This window comes from Streptomyces sp. NPDC036984, assembly GCF_055607665.1.
Map to the genome: position 1 here is coordinate 23,561 of NZ_JBVJRL010000032.1, position 13,808 is coordinate 37,368.

Genomic DNA, 13,808 nt, shown 5'->3' on the forward strand with positions numbered 1-13,808 from the left:
GGTTCACCCCTTACGGCGGCAGACCAGCCACAGCAGCACCGCCACGCCCCCGCCGGCAACCAGCAGCTTGCGGTTGTCCTGCACCCACCGGGCGCCTTGGGCAGTGGTGTGCCGGACCGGTTCAGGAGCTTTGTCCTGCCACAACTGGCCGGCCTGCGCGGTCTTGACGCGGGTTCGGTCGGCCATGCGGGCAGCCTTGTCCTTGACGGGATCGGGCAGCCTGTCCTGTGCCTGGTGGGCGATGTCGGTGGCCTTGTTCTTCAGCTCTTCCGCCTTGGCGGCGGCCTGTTCCTTGACCTCGGCGGCCCTTTCCTGGACGCGGGCTTTGACGTCTGTCTTCGCCGCGAGCGCCTCGACCGTCTCGCCGAGTTCGTGGCGGGTCTGCTCGACCTGCTCGCGCAGTTCCTCGGGGCTGGAAGCGGTGGGCTCGTCGTGGGGTGGCTGGGTCATCGGTGTGCGCTCTCCTTGATTTCGGCCACATCGGCCTTCACGTTCTCGATCGTCTGTTCCGGGGCGGGCGGCGCCGCCTTGGCGACGTTCTTCTTGCCGGTCAGCGCCATCACGGCGGCGATCACACCGAGCACCGCAGTGACGATCAGGGCCGAGGCCCACACCGGCAGCGCTACCGCCAAGGCCGCGATCACCGTGGCCACCAGGGCCTGAAGCATCAGGAACCCGACCAGCCCGGCACCGCCGAACAGTCCGCCGCCCTTGCCGTAGCGCTTGCCCTTCTCCTTCATCTCCGCCTGCGCCAGGCGCAGCTCGCCCCGCACCAGATCGGTCAGCTGCTGCGAAGCACGCTGCACCAGCTCACCCACCGGTTCCTCGCTGGGCGCTCGGCGGCCCGCCCCGTCGTAAGGCTGCGTACTGGACACAGCGATCACCTTCCATAACGTGCGCTCGGTACGGCCCGAGAGACTTCGGAGTTCTTCGTGAGCGTGCGAGTACCCCCGTGCGAGCAGTTCAGGGCATCCAACGTCGTCCATGCTGTGCAGGTCGTTCTCGTCCCCCTTGCCGGTGCGGCGCGGCGGGGTCCAGGGCTGGGCCTCGGGCGGATGTCCGCCCGGTGACGGCCCGCTGCCGGACGGTCTCCGCGTCCAGTACCCGGCCGAGCAGGATGGCCAGGTTGCTGATCCACAGCCAGGCGAGGAAGACGATGACGCCTGCCGTCGTGTCGTAGGTCTTGTGGTATGAGCCGTGATCACTTCGCATCGTCGGCGGACCGGGCGACGTCCGTGCGGTCGTCCCCCCGCATCGGCAATTTCAGTGTCCGACCGCCGCGGTGCGCCCAGATGTCGTGGAGGATGACCTTGATCATGCCGGCGATGGGGATGGCGAGCAGCGCGCCGAGGATTCCGGCGATGTCGACGGCGATCAGGATGGCCAGCAGGACGGTGAGGGGGTTGAGCTTCACCGTACGAGAGAGGATGACCGGCTGGAGGAGGTGGTTCTCGGCCTGTTGGTAGACGATGAAGAAGATGACGGCGGCGATGCCGGCGGGCAGGGAGTGGATGAAGGCTGCCACCGAGGCGACGACGGCCCCGAGGGTGGCGCCCACCAGGGGAATGAGATCGGCGAGGGCGACGAACAGGGCCAGCAGGCCCGCGAACGGCACCCCGGCCACCAGGAGCACGACGTAGGTCAGCACGCCACAGATGACGCTGATCAGCAGGTTGCCGGTCAGATAGCCGGTCACGGTGCGAGCGCAATCCGCTCCCACGCGGCGGATTCGGTCGGCGCGTGCGTCATCCACCAAAGACAGAGTGCCGTTGACGATCTTGGGGCCCTCCAGCACCATCAGGTACGCCAGGACGAAGATCGTGACGGCTCCTGCCAGGGTGGTCGCGGCGCTGCGGACGAACGCCAGGGCCGGGGTGCCCAGCCCGGTGGCGAAGGAGCGGATCTGCTGGTGATGCTGCTGGACGTACCGCAGGGCGTGGGTACGTTCCAGCAGGTCCCCGACGGGACCGCGGCCGGCTCGCGCGTCCTGGATCATCTCCGGCAGCCGGCCGGCGAGCCGGGTCCCCTCCTGAGCCAGCGGCGTGACGAACAAGGCGACCAACGCGCCGACGGCCACCACCGCGACCAGGAAGACCAGCAAGGTGGCCACCGACCGGCGACCGCGCGTCACCCGTCGCTCCACCGCGTCGACCGCGGGATACAGCGCGACCGCGAAGAACAACGCGATCGCCACCCACACCAGCACCCGGCGTGTTGCGATCACCAGCTGGAGCGCGATGTAGGCGGCGAGGACCAAACCGATGGCGGCGAGGATGGTCCGTACCGGTACCTGGCGCGTCTGCATGAACCGTGGGTGCCCGGCACCGGAGGGAGGAAACGACGGCAGCCGCGAAAGACCGGTGCCTGCCGGGGAGGGCACGGCACCGGCCTGTGGGCTCCGGAGGCTACACCTCGCCGCGCCAGGCGCCCGTTTCCGCGCCGCCGCGGGATTCGATGAACTCCTTGAACCGCTTCAAATCGCCGGTGGCCTGCCGCTTGACGAAGCCGAGCTTGTCGCCGACCGTCTCGGCCAGTGTCTCCGGTTCGTACTCGAGCTGGAGCATGACCTTGGTGCGGGTGTCGTCCAGGCGGTGGAAGGTGACGACGCCTGCCTGCCTGGCCTCACCGTCCACGGTGGTCCAGGCGACGCGCTCGTCGGGGATCTGTTCGGTGATCTCCGCGTCGAACTCCCGCTGGGCGCCGCCGATCCTGGTCACCCAGTGGGTGAGGGTGTCGGTGCGCTGCTCGATGCGCTCGACCCCGTCCATGAACCGGGGGAAGTCCTCGAACTGGGTCCACTGGTTGTACGCGGTACGGACCGGGACCTGGACCTCGATGGATTCTTCTACCTGGGACAACGGTGATCTCCTTTCCTCTGGAGTGAGATACGGGCCGACTGGATGTGGCCGCTGACCGCGCCGGTTTCTCGCCCGACGGCGGTCACCGGCCCGCGGGGTACCGGACCCCCGGCCCGCGGACGGTCAGGGCAGGTGGCGCAGGAGCAGGGACGGTGCACGCCGGGTCAGCCAGGCGCTCGCCAGTCCGATCGCGGCACCGGTGACGACGTCACTGGGATAGTGGGCGCCGGACTGCACGCGCTCGAGGGCGACCATCGCGGCCGGTACCGCGCACACGGCACCGGCCGCGGGCCACGTGGGAGCGATGGCGGCCGTGAAGGCGACCGCACCCGCGGTGTGTCCGGAGGGGAACGAGGAGGAATCGGGCCGGTCGTGCACCTCGTCGTGAGGGATCCACTCCTTGGGCGGCCGCGGCCGGTCCGCGAGCTGCTTGCACACCCCGCCCGAGAAGAGCTGCGCGAGAGCCACGGCGGACAGGCCCGCCACCGCCGCCACCCGCCCCTGCCACCCCCCGGCCACGGCCATCACCACTGCGGCACCCCACCACAGCTTGCTGCTCTCCGCTGTTTCCTCCACCGCCGACAACACCTTGCCGACACCTTCCGGGATGCGGGAAGCCGCCTGCTGCGTCAGAACCCGATCCACCATGTCCAAGCCGGCGCGCACTGTCATGAAGCGCAGGTATCCCCCCACGCGCCGTCCACACCGAAAACCTGCCCGAGGCCGGCCACACGCACATCCGTCGGCGCGCGTACATCCGGTCCTTTCGCGGCTGGGCTGCGGTCACCTGCCCTTGCTGCGCCACAGGAGCGCTCCGCACAGGCCGCCGAGTGCGAACATGACGAGGAGCGCACGGGAGAGCGGCATGGAGACGAAGGGGATCAGCGATCGGATCCTGCCCTCGGGGGTGTTGTCGGCGATGAGAACGATCGAGAGGGCGGCCGGTACCCGCATGGTGATGCGGGACGGGGGCAGCGGTGACGCCCGTTCCGTCTTCCTCCGTCTGCCGGTGCGGTCGGACGGATCCCTGACGCCTTCCCGGCTCATGGCGTCAGGAGGGGCACGACCGGTCGGCGCTGCTCGTGCGGGCCCGGCCGCCCGGGTGACACGCGGCCGGCTCCGCTACCGCCTCCAGTAGCGGCTCAGCGGCGGCTCCTCCGCCAGTACGGCACGACGTGCGCACCCTGTGGTGCCCCTCGGGAACGGGCACATGCACGGTGCGGGAGAGCGGACGCAGCTGATCCGAGGCGCACGAGGAAGCGACAGGAAGCGCCCCTTCGGCCGGCTCGGCGCCGTCAGTACCGTACGGCGGTGCCGACCACGGCCTTCACCGTCCCGGAGAGCTTGCGCGTGCTGCGGGCCGTGCCGGTACCGGACCTGCCGGCCGCCACGTCGGAGATGGTCACCACGACCACGTCCAGCAGCTTGCCTCCGCCGTCGTGGAAATTGACCTGAACGGCGAAGGACTTCTCGGCGTCCGTGGTGTTGTCGGCGGTCACGGTGACGGTGCTGCGCCCGCTGCCGTCCTTGCCCGTGGTGCCGAGTTTCACGTCCGCCTTGGCGTTGACGCCGCCCTTGACGGAGTCGAGCTTGCGGCGGGCCTCCGCGGTCGCCGAAGCCAGGGAGTCGGCCGCCCGAGACCCCACCGACGCGGCGGCGGAGGCCGCCTTGCTCGCGGCGTCCGACGCGCCGCCACCGCCGTCGTCCGAGCATCCGCCCGCGCCGGCGGCCAGCATCGCCACCAGTACGGCCACCGTTGCGCCTCGTCTCACGTGTCCAGTCACGCTGCGGCCTCCCTGCCGACTGCCGATCGGTCCCTTCCGAGTGAAGTGCCACCGCCCGTCATCCGCATGCCCGGGGCCGGAGGTGCCAGGCCGCGACCGCACCGGCCGCCCGGCGGAAAGCGAGGGGACGGCCTTGACCGGCCCGCACCACACGTCACCCGATCGGGCTAACGCCTGTGGTCGTGGCGCCCCGCCGAACCGAGGGTCGAAACTGTCGGACCGACGTCGGCGGACGCGTCCGCCGCACGAGAACGGAGCGCCACCATGACCGCGCAACCTCGCTCGACATCCCCCTCCGGTGGCTACGGCCCCACCCCGACCCGGAACAGCCCCTGGGCCACCGGCGGCGCCACCTTCGCCGGTGTGCTGTTGCTGCTGAACGGCATCCTGGCCATCTTCCAGGGCATCTCCGCGATCGCCGCGGACGACGTCTACGCGTCCATCGACGACTACGTGTACAAGATCAACCTCACCGGCTGGGGCTGGATCCTGCTGATTCTCGGCGTCATCGCCGCCCTGACCGGCGGGGGCATCCTCTCCGGCGCCACATGGGCCCGCGCGGCAGGCATCCTGCTCGCCTCCCTGAGCCTGCTGGCCCAGTTCCTGTTCCTGCCCTACCAGCCGGTGTGGTCGGTGATCATGATGGCCATCGACGTCTTCGTCATCTGGGCCCTCGCCGCCTACCAACCGGAGACGGCGAACCGCTGACCCGCCGCTACCCGCCCATCGCCGACCACGGCATGGTCGGTGACCTCCAGACGGCCGCCCTCGTCCCCTCCGAGGGCGCCGTCGACTGGTTCCGGCAACGGTGACTACCGCTCAACCCGGAGCCGCGACGCCTCGCTGTCCGTCCACGCCCTCAGCGCCATGGTCGACTGGCTCGCCAAGCGACGCCCGGTCGCCTGAGCCGACACAGGCCGCCGCGGCTGCCTGATGCGGCACCCGGTCACTCAAGCCCCGCCCTCGCCCGTCACTTCGCCGAGGTGGGCGAGTGCTCACGGTGCCGGTCGTTCGACGCGCAGCACATGCTGGTCGTGGCGGAACGCGTACGAACCGTCGCCGTTGCCGAAGTGCCGCCGCACGTACGCCTCGACCGCCTCGCGGGGCGGGGGAGGGGCGCCGGGAAGGCTGAGGTGGAAGCCGGCGACCGTGACGGTCTCCTCCAGGTCGCGCCCGCGGTAACGGGCGGGAAGCAGGTCCAGCTCGGTGCGGCCGACCAGGCCGGGCCGGAGGGCTTCCAGTTCGCCGACGAGTTCCCGCACATCGAAATGGCGGCCGGTGAAGTGACGCACCATGCGCATGCAGGCGTTGTCGGGATCCTGCAACACCACGAGCAGAATCCCGCCCGGCGCCACCCACTCCATGATGCGTGCCATCGTCGCCGCCCACTCCGTACGCGGAATGTAGTACAGCACGTGGGACAGCAGGGCCAGATCGGCCTGGGCGTCCACCTGGGCCTCGCAGACCGGGGCGGCCACCACCTCGGCCTGCGGGCAGGCCCGCACCAGCGCACGCCGCATCGGCTCGCTCGGCTCGATACACACAGTGCGCGCGAAGTAGGGCGCGAGATGCCGCGTCGTCGAGCCGTCGGCGGCGCCGACGTCCAGGAACACCCGTCGAGCGGACAGCCTGTCCACCACCTCGCGCAGGTACGCGTGGGTGGTGGGCTTCTCGTCCGTTCCGGAAAGGAACCGGTCGAAAGCTTCTCGGTAAGCGTCGTCGTCCGAACCTGCGACGCCCGCCTGCGCAGCCTTCCGCAGCTCCACGTCCCACGCTCCTTTCGCGCGAGGTGGCATGGCCGCCCGGCATGCCACCGGTATCCGTCGGCGACGCCACAGTGGCACGGCAGCTTCTCCGACCGGTGAGTGGCACGCCTGCGGCGGGCGGTGAGGACGGGGCGCACCGGAGCGGACCCGAACGGCACGGCGTACGCCCCTCCATCGGTGGGGACGCCGCTCCGGCGGGCCGAGTGGGCTGTCGGCGCGGGACAGTCCGGCCCGTCCCGTGAGGAGCTGGAGGATCACCGCGTTGCACCTGCCACGCCGCAGCATTGGTTGCGCCGACAAATTCCGCGCGCACGCCTCTTGACCAACGATACCTACCGGTCAGTACCCTCACGTCACCCTCAACGACACCGGTGTCTTCTCCCCTCGTGCGACCACGGTGAACGGCCCTTCGGCATGCCGTCGCACGTCCGTAGGCACAGCTCCCGTGACCCGGGAAACGCCGCCCCAGCGCCGTCCCCTCCCCGAACGCGCCGTCGAGCGCTGTCCCGCACCCCACCCGGGAGTCCCTCGTGAAGAAAACCCTCGTGAGCGCAGCCGCAGCCGTGGCCGGCGCCCTTCTCGTCGTGCAGGCGTCCCTTCCCGCCCACGCGTCGAGCAGCTCCACCTTCAACTCGACCAGCAATCCTGTCCTGTTCGTGCACGGCTACACCGGTGACGCCGGCAACTGGAACACCATGGCGGACCGCTTCAGAACCGACGGCTGGCCGTCCTCGTACCTGGACCAGTGGTCCTACGACTGGCACCAGTCGAATGCCACGACCGCCCAGCAGTTGTCCACCGAGGTCGACCGTCTCCTCGCGGCCACCGGCGCCTCCAAGGTCGACATCGTCAGCCACTCCATGGGAGGACTCTCCTCGCGCTACTACCTGAAGAACCTCGGCGGCACCTCCAAGGTTGACGCCTGGGTGTCGTTGGGAGGACCGAACCACGGCACCGACAGCGCCAACAGCTGTTTCGACGCCTCCTGCACCGAGATGCGGATCGGCTCCGGCTTCCTCGCCGCCCTCAACTCCGGCGACGAGACACCGGGTACACCCCGGTACGCCACCTGGTGGTCGCCCTGCGACACGGTGATCAACCCGGACAGTTCCGTCGCCCTGTCCGGCGCGGCCAACACCCAGACCGCCTGCATCAGTCACACGGGCCTGCTGACGGACGCAACGGTCTACGCCCAGACGCGGGACATGATCAACCGCTGATCCCCTCTCGACCGGCCGGCAGAGGCCGCGGCCACCACGGGCCGCGCACCGCGGCCTCTGCCGGCACCGGAGCCGTCCGGCGGTCGGGCGGAGTCGGTCCCGACTGTGACCGGGGCTTGCAGACTTCGGTCACCGGCCTGCCCGTGTCCTCGTTGTCCGGGATCGTCTCGCCCACCGTGAAGGACGGTGTCGGCTGTGGGCCGGGTGCCCGAGCCGAGGCCGCGACGGTCAGGGGTACGGCGAGGAGCAGGGTGCTGCTCGCGAGCGTGGCGACGGACAGCGTGAATGCTCGGTGCATGTCGGTTTCTCCAATGCCTGCTGCTCGGGGCGCGTGACCGGCCGGTGGTCCCGGGTCCCGCCGTGACCACGAGAGTCGCGTCGATTTCAGGGCCGTTGGCGCAATTCCCGTGCAGGCCGTCATGGGCCGGCGGTGCCGCTCCCGCCGGCCAAGCCCACCCTCCCCTGTGATCGTGAGGGCGGCTTTTCGCCAGTAGTGCTTCGTCAGGTCGCAGTGACGCCAGGACCTGCATGTCGATTTCCGCTGTCCTGCGGAAGTGCGGCGACGGCCGGGAGGCCGGTGCGGCACTCACGAAAATGCTCGGCATGCGCCTCGTGACCGGCTGCGTCACAATGAGAAGACATGAACGTTTGCCTGTCCTGCGTAGGGGCTTGACGCTTCTCGGAGGCAGTCGGCATGGAATTCTTCGACGCCGTGGTGATCGGGTCGGGTTTCGGCGGCTCGGTCATGACGGCACGATTGGCGCAAGCACACAAGCGTGTCTGCCTGCTGGAACGCGGCAGGGCGTACGAGCCGGGCAGATTTCCCCGCGGGCCGCACGCGACCGCGTCGAACTTCTGGGCCCCGGACCACGGGCTGTACGGCATGTTCGACGTGTGGAGCTTCTCGCAACTCGACGCCGTCGTCTGCAGCGGACTCGGTGGCGGTTCGCTGATCTACGCCAACGTCCTGCTGCGCAAACCCGAGAACTGGTTCCCCCAGGACGACACCTTGGCGGGATCCGGTGAGTACTGGCCGATCAGTTACAAGGAACTGGTCTCGCACTACGAGCGGGTCGAGAAGACGATGGGGGTGCAAAGGTACCCCACCGACCACGAGCCCTACCGGAGCACGCCGAAGACCCTGGCGATGCAGGACGCGGCGCAGCGGCTGGGCCTGGACTGGGATCTCCCCCACCTGGCCGTCACCTTCGGTAATCCGGAAGAGAAGCCGGTGCCCGGCGTGCCCATTGCCGGCGGCGAGGAGAATCGGTACGGAGTTCCGCGCTACACGTGCCGGCTCGTCGGCGAGTGCGATCTCGGGTGCAATTTCGGCAGTAAGAACACCCTGGACCTCACGTACCTCAGCACCGCCGAACAAGAGCACGGAGCCGTGCTCCGCACCGGTTGTGAGGTGAAGTCCTTCACACCCACGTCCGACGGGTTCGTCATCTCGTGTCTCGACCGGCAACTGGACCAGACGGAGGGGGAACGGGACACGGCCGTGCCGCACGTGGTAGGGGCACACCGGCTGATTCTCGCGGCCGGGGCGCTCGGCACTCCCTATCTGCTGTTGCGGAACCGGAGCCGGCTCCCGGACCTCAGCCCCGCACTCGGAACCCACTTCTCGGGCAACGGCGACTTCCTGGGGTTCGTCTTCAAGGCCCGGGAACGACACGGTGGCAAGGAGACGCCCCGCCTGCTGAATCCCAGTTTCGGTCCGGTCATCACCAGCGCGATGCGCTCGCCGGACCAGCTCGACGGCGGTACCGGACGCGGGTTCTTCATCGAGGACGCGGGATACCCGGACTTCATCAACTGGTTGGTGGAGCAGAACGCCCTCACCGCCTCGAAACACGTGCTGCGCTTCCTGCTGCGCAGAGGCTGGTCCCAACTGACCCGCAGCCCCAGAAGCGAGGTCGGACGTCAGTTGTCCGGAGCCATGAGCAAGGGGCTGTTCACGGCCACGTCGCTGCCGCTCCTCGGCATGGGGCGGGACGTGCCGACCGGACGGATGCGGCTACGGGACGGATACCTGGATCTGGACTGTGACACCGCCGCCTCGGACGCCTATTTCCACCGGATGAACGGGACCATGCGCGAACTGTCCTCGGCGTTGGGCGGTTACTACTCCTCGGACCCCCTGTCGTATCTCAACCGGCTCATCACCGTGCACCCGCTCGGCGGGGCCCCGATGGGCCGCAACTGGCACGAGGGCGTGGTCGATTCCTACGGGCAGGTGTACGGCTGTCCGGGTTTGTCGATCGTCGATGGGTCGGTCATGCCCGGCCCGGTGGGTGCCAATCCCTCGCTCACCATCGCGGCTCTCGCCGACCGTGCGGCCGACGCCGTCATCGAGGATTTCGACAGAGGGAAGCGACGACCCCGGGAAAGGCGGTGACGGACGTATGACGGACGGCCATGGCACCGATGACACCCGTCGGGCGCTGATCCTCGCCGGAGGCGGGGTCAAGGTCGCCTTCCAGGCAGGTGTGCTCCAGGTCTGGCTCGACGAGGCGGGCCTGCGGTTCGATCACGCGGACGGCGCGAGCGGGGGCACGTTCAACCTGGCCATGTACTGCCAGGGCATGAGCGGGCGTCAGATGGCCGACAACTGGCGGGAGATGCGCCCACTGAAGGGGGTCACTCCCAACTGGCCGCAGTACCTGAAGGGCCCGTACGCTTCTTCGCTGTTCACGCTCGACGGTTACCGGCGGAACGTCTTTCGCGGCTGGGGGCTCGACTGGGAGAAGATCCGGGCGACCGACCGGGTCGCCACCTTCAACCTCTACGATTTCTCCCGCAACGAGCTGGAGGTGCTGACCGCCGACCAGATGGACGAGGACCTGCTCGCCGCCGCCGTGTCGCTGCCGATGTGGTTCCCGCCGGTCGCCATCGACGGCAGGGTCTACATCGACCCCGTCTACGTCACCGACGCGAACATCGGTGAGGCGATCCGCCGGGGCTGCGACGAGCTGTGGATCATCTGGACGGTCAGTCAGCGGCGTCGCTGGCACGACGGTTTCGTGGCGCACTACTTCCAGATCATCGAGACGGTGGCCAACAGCCGGCTGCTGGAGTGGCAGCGGCGGATCGATGCCAACAACGCCGCCATCCGCGAGGGCGGCCGGGGCGAGTTCGGCCGCCCGATCACCGTCAGGATGCTGCAGTGCGAGGTCCCGCTCAACTATCTGATCAACTTCAGCCGGGACCGCTTCCGGCAGGCCGTGGAACTCGGGGTGCACAGGGCCCGGGCCTGGTGCGAGGAGCAGGGGATACCGCTGTCCGCCCCGCTGCCGTGCCCGGCCGCCGGCGGCGGCCGTCTGCGGTTCGGCGAACGGATGACCGGTGCGATCGCCTTCGGTTCCGGGGGGCCCGGCCCCCGTGCGCTACGCAACGGCGGGCCGGGCCAGGAGGAACTGTCGGTGCGTCTGACCGTTCACATCGACGAGCTGGACCGTTTCCTCGTCCACCCCGAGCACCGGGCGACGATCACAGGGCAGATCCACTGCGAGGCGCTGGGCGGCCGGCGCGACGTGGAATCGGGCAGTTTGCACCTCTTCGTGGAGGAGGGTGACCCGGAGCATCTGCGCATGCGCTACCGCCTGTTCTTCACCGACAGGGCCGGAAACCCGCTCACGCTGAGCGGCTGCAAGACCGTGGACGAGGACTCCGGCCACGGGCTGTGGGCCGACACCACGACCTTGTACATCCGGATCCTGCGCGGCATGGTGCCGGCCGGCGAGGAGGCGGACGCCGAGGTCGTGGCCACCGGAGTCGTGCGCCTTCGGCTGCCGGACTTCATCCGCGAGCTCGCGAGCTTCCGGCTGCGGGCGGACACGACCCGTGGCCGGCTGGCCGGGCTGGGGAGGTTCGGTCAGTTCTTCGCCGGCCGCCTCTGGGACGTGTACTTCCAGGGCGCGCTCGGCTGGTCACCGGTCTGACGGCACACAAGGAGCGCCGGTCGCACAAACAGTGCCGGTCACACATGCAGCACCGGGGTGACCTGGCGTTCGGCGAAGGACAGGGAGCGGGAGAAGATGTCCTCGACCTGGGCGTCAGTGAGCTGGTGCCAGCCGTGGTCGGCGCCGTCGACCGTCCATAGTTCGACCGGTGATCCGGCGTTGTGGAGGGCTGTGGCGAGGGCTTGGCCGTGGGAGTGGTCGACCAGGGTTTCCTGGGCGCCGTGGACGAGGAGGAAGGGTGGTGCGCCGGGGTGGGCCCGGGCCACCGGGCTGGCGGCGCGGGCCTGCTCGGGGACGGTCGCCGGGGCTGCGCCGAGCAGGAGCGCTTCGGGGCCGGCGGCGTCTTCGGGGCTGAAGCATCCGCGTGGAGTGGTCAGGTCGCCGGGTGCGTACCAGATCACGGCTGCGGCCAGGGGCGGGGTGGTGTGGGTCAGGGCCAGCAGGGATGCGAGGTGCCCGCCCGCGGATTCGCCCCACACAACGGTCCGTCGGGTGTCGATGGCGAGTTCGGGAGCGCGCAGGGTGAGCCGGCGCAGGGCCGCGCGCAGGTCGTCGAGTGGGGCGGGGAAGGTGGCTTCGCCGCTGAGGCGGTAGTCGATGCAGGCGACGGCGAAGCCGGCGGCCGCAATGCGTGCGAACGGCCCCGGCGTTCAGGAGCGGGTGCGTGGGCCCATGTCGTCGCGGCGTCCCCGGCGCCAGGCGCCGCCGTGTACGAACAGCACCAGCGGGGCGGGGTGTGCCGGGTCGGTCTGCGGCAGCCACAGGTCGAGTTCCAGCGGGCGGCTGCCTTCGACGAGGCCGTAGGGCACGCCGCGCAGTTCGCGGACGCCCGGCTGCCGCAGGTCGGCGGGTGGCAGCACAGCACGGTCGGGGTGGGGCGCGACGATCAGCTCCCGCACCGAGGGTTCGGTCGCCGTCACCGGGTGCGCCACTGGTGCTCGGGCAGGAAGCGCACGTCGTACTGCTGGGGGACGGTCGCGAACTTTCCCGGTTCGGGGACGACCGGCTCGGTGGGCAGGCCGAGCTGTTCGGCGGGAGCACCGAGGGTCTCGAAGAACCGCTCGAAGGTGCCGCCGGGGCCGGCCGCCACGCCGACGACCTGGCTGTGGTGGCGCTCCATGCGGTAGGCGTGCGGGCAGTTCTTGGGCACGAATCCGAAGTCGCCGGGGGTGAGCAGTTTCTCCTGCTGGTTGCCTTCCGCGTCCTCGACGAACAGGCGGACCGCACCGTGGGTGACGTAGAAGACCTCGTGGGTTTCCGGGTGGAGGTGGGCCGGGATGAGGTCGCCCTTGGGGCCTTCGACGGTGAAGAAGTTGAAGGTGTTCTCGGTCTGCTCGCCACCCGCGTAGATGGTGATCAGGTCGCCGAAGAGGTGGGCGCGGTCTCCTTCGCCCTTCTCGATGAAATACGGCTTTCCCGGCTCGGCGGGGATGTGTGAGGCCCGCCGGTAGCGGGTGGCGTACTCGATGGTCATGGGCTCGTTCCTCCTTGGACCGACCTCAATAATGTCAGGTAGCCTGACATGAGAGGGTGTGAGCAGGCAAGCCGATCGCGAGGAACAGATGCAGTCCACTCACCGCAACCTCCCCCAGCTGCTCAGCGACGCCCGGCGCTGGTTCGACGATGGGCTGCTGGCAGCCCTGGAAGCAGCCGGGGCCGCACCGGTCTCGCCCACTCAGGTCCAGCTCTTCGCCGTCCTGGACGACCACGGCACCACGGTGTCCGAACTGGCGCGGCGCATGGGCGTGACCCGCCAGACCGCGCACCAGGCCGTGCACGGCCTGATCGCCGCCGGATTCCTCGAACAGGTCCCCGACCCCGCCTCCGCACGGCGGCGGCTGATCCGGCGCAGCCGGGAAGGGCAACGCGCCCACCACCAGGCTGTCCTCATCCTCGACCGGCTGGAGGAACAGCTCGCCGAACGGATCGGCCGGGAGCGCGTCGACGCCCTCCGCGCGGCGCTCGAAGAGCCCTGGGGGCAGCCGCCCTTGCCGGACTCCGTATGAGGCCACTGCCGCGGCGATCCGAACCCGCGGCGTTCAGCCGCCGTTCAGCGCAACCCCAGGCAGGGCAGCCAGGCCCGTGAGGCGCCGTGGGCCGCGGTGAGCAGGGCGCACAGCGGGCCGGCCGCTCCGCCGATGGTTCACCGACTCGTACCGAACCGTCACCACGTCGGTCCCCGCAGCCGCAGCCGAGCAAGTCCAGCGGGCCCTGGGCA

Annotated in this window: 16 protein-coding genes and 1 pseudogene; 5 read left to right on the forward strand and 12 right to left on the reverse strand. The window is 69.7% G+C overall.

Features of this window, described 5'->3' with window-relative positions; genetic code table 11:
* Positions 1–3: 3 nt before the first annotated feature.
* The 8 genes and pseudogenes from ACZ7DL_RS35930 to ACZ7DL_RS35965 all read right to left on the reverse strand — a co-directional run bounded on the left by ACZ7DL_RS35930 (position 4) and on the right by ACZ7DL_RS35965 (position 4,642).
* Entirely contained in the window at positions 4–450 is a 447-nt protein-coding gene (locus ACZ7DL_RS35930) for a DUF3618 domain-containing protein (protein ID WP_470780831.1), read from the reverse strand.
* Positions 447–818, reverse strand: a complete 372-nt coding sequence (locus tag ACZ7DL_RS35935; RefSeq protein ID WP_470780936.1) for a phage holin family protein — start codon at positions 816–818, stop codon at positions 447–449. Before ACZ7DL_RS35935 ends, ACZ7DL_RS35930 begins: the two co-directional genes overlap by 4 nt.
* A 159-nt stretch (positions 819–977) precedes the next feature.
* Positions 978–1,206: pseudogene (locus tag ACZ7DL_RS35940) on the reverse strand (ribonuclease BN); the annotation flags it as partial.
* Positions 1,202–2,305: an AI-2E family transporter gene (locus ACZ7DL_RS35945; protein WP_470780833.1), complete on the reverse strand. Its 1,104-nt coding sequence runs from the start codon at positions 2,303–2,305 to the stop codon at positions 1,202–1,204. The pseudogene ACZ7DL_RS35940 and the gene ACZ7DL_RS35945, both read right to left, overlap by 5 nt.
* Positions 2,306–2,405: 100 nt before the next feature.
* On the reverse strand, positions 2,406–2,858 hold the full coding sequence (locus tag ACZ7DL_RS35950) for an SRPBCC family protein (RefSeq protein WP_470780836.1): 453 nt from the start codon (positions 2,856–2,858) through the stop codon (positions 2,406–2,408).
* Between the two features lie 123 nt (positions 2,859–2,981).
* Complete coding sequence (locus ACZ7DL_RS35955) at positions 2,982–3,530, reverse strand: phosphatase PAP2 family protein (protein WP_470780837.1); 549 nt, start codon at positions 3,528–3,530, stop codon at positions 2,982–2,984.
* Positions 3,531–3,641: 111 nt separating this feature from the next.
* A complete protein-coding gene (locus ACZ7DL_RS35960; protein ID WP_470780839.1) occupies positions 3,642–3,905 on the reverse strand; it encodes a DUF1049 domain-containing protein in 264 nt (87 codons plus the stop codon).
* A gap of 248 nt (positions 3,906–4,153) precedes the next feature.
* Positions 4,154–4,642 (reverse strand): hypothetical protein, encoded by a 489-nt coding sequence (locus ACZ7DL_RS35965; RefSeq protein ID WP_470780841.1) that lies wholly within the window; start codon positions 4,640–4,642, stop codon positions 4,154–4,156.
* 264 nt (positions 4,643–4,906) lie between these two features.
* On the opposite strand from ACZ7DL_RS35965, the gene ACZ7DL_RS35970 reads away from it, so the two are divergent.
* Complete coding sequence (locus ACZ7DL_RS35970) at positions 4,907–5,350, forward strand: DUF7144 family membrane protein (RefSeq protein WP_470780843.1); 444 nt, start codon at positions 4,907–4,909, stop codon at positions 5,348–5,350.
* 287 nt (positions 5,351–5,637) lie between these two features.
* On the opposite strand, the gene ACZ7DL_RS35975 is transcribed toward ACZ7DL_RS35970, so the two are convergent.
* Positions 5,638–6,408 carry a class I SAM-dependent methyltransferase gene (locus tag ACZ7DL_RS35975; RefSeq protein ID WP_470780845.1) on the reverse strand — a complete coding sequence of 257 codons (771 nt, stop codon included), beginning with the start codon at positions 6,406–6,408 and terminating at the stop codon, positions 5,638–5,640.
* Positions 6,409–6,938: 530 nt separating this feature from the next.
* Here ACZ7DL_RS35975 and ACZ7DL_RS35980 point away from each other — a divergent pair.
* From ACZ7DL_RS35980 to ACZ7DL_RS35990, 3 genes are all read left to right on the forward strand, one after another.
* Entirely contained in the window at positions 6,939–7,628 is a 690-nt protein-coding gene (locus ACZ7DL_RS35980; protein ID WP_470780847.1) for an esterase/lipase family protein, read from the forward strand.
* A 694-nt stretch (positions 7,629–8,322) separates the two neighbouring features.
* Complete coding sequence (locus ACZ7DL_RS35985; protein ID WP_470780849.1) at positions 8,323–10,026, forward strand: GMC oxidoreductase; 1,704 nt, start codon at positions 8,323–8,325, stop codon at positions 10,024–10,026.
* A gap of 7 nt (positions 10,027–10,033) precedes the next feature.
* Positions 10,034–11,569, forward strand: coding sequence for a patatin-like phospholipase family protein (locus ACZ7DL_RS35990; RefSeq protein WP_470780851.1), 1,536 nt, complete (start codon positions 10,034–10,036; stop codon positions 11,567–11,569).
* A gap of 38 nt (positions 11,570–11,607) precedes the next feature.
* Here the strand turns inward: ACZ7DL_RS35990 and ACZ7DL_RS35995 are convergent, their stop codons facing one another.
* From ACZ7DL_RS35995 to ACZ7DL_RS36005, 3 genes are read right to left on the reverse strand one after another with little or no spacing between them, the layout of a single operon-like run.
* Positions 11,608–12,219 (reverse strand): alpha/beta hydrolase fold domain-containing protein, encoded by a 612-nt coding sequence (locus ACZ7DL_RS35995; protein WP_470780938.1) that lies wholly within the window; start codon positions 12,217–12,219, stop codon positions 11,608–11,610.
* Positions 12,220–12,240: 21 nt separating this feature from the next.
* On the reverse strand, positions 12,241–12,510 hold the full coding sequence (locus tag ACZ7DL_RS36000) for a hypothetical protein (protein ID WP_470780853.1): 270 nt from the start codon (positions 12,508–12,510) through the stop codon (positions 12,241–12,243).
* Positions 12,507–13,064 (reverse strand): quercetin 2,3-dioxygenase, encoded by a 558-nt coding sequence (locus ACZ7DL_RS36005; RefSeq protein WP_470780855.1) that lies wholly within the window; start codon positions 13,062–13,064, stop codon positions 12,507–12,509. Before ACZ7DL_RS36005 ends, ACZ7DL_RS36000 begins: the two co-directional genes overlap by 4 nt.
* A gap of 88 nt (positions 13,065–13,152) precedes the next feature.
* On the opposite strand from ACZ7DL_RS36005, the gene ACZ7DL_RS36010 reads away from it, so the two are divergent.
* Positions 13,153–13,596 (forward strand): MarR family winged helix-turn-helix transcriptional regulator, encoded by a 444-nt coding sequence (locus tag ACZ7DL_RS36010; protein WP_470780856.1) that lies wholly within the window; start codon positions 13,153–13,155, stop codon positions 13,594–13,596.
* The last annotated feature ends 212 nt before the right edge of the window (positions 13,597–13,808 follow it).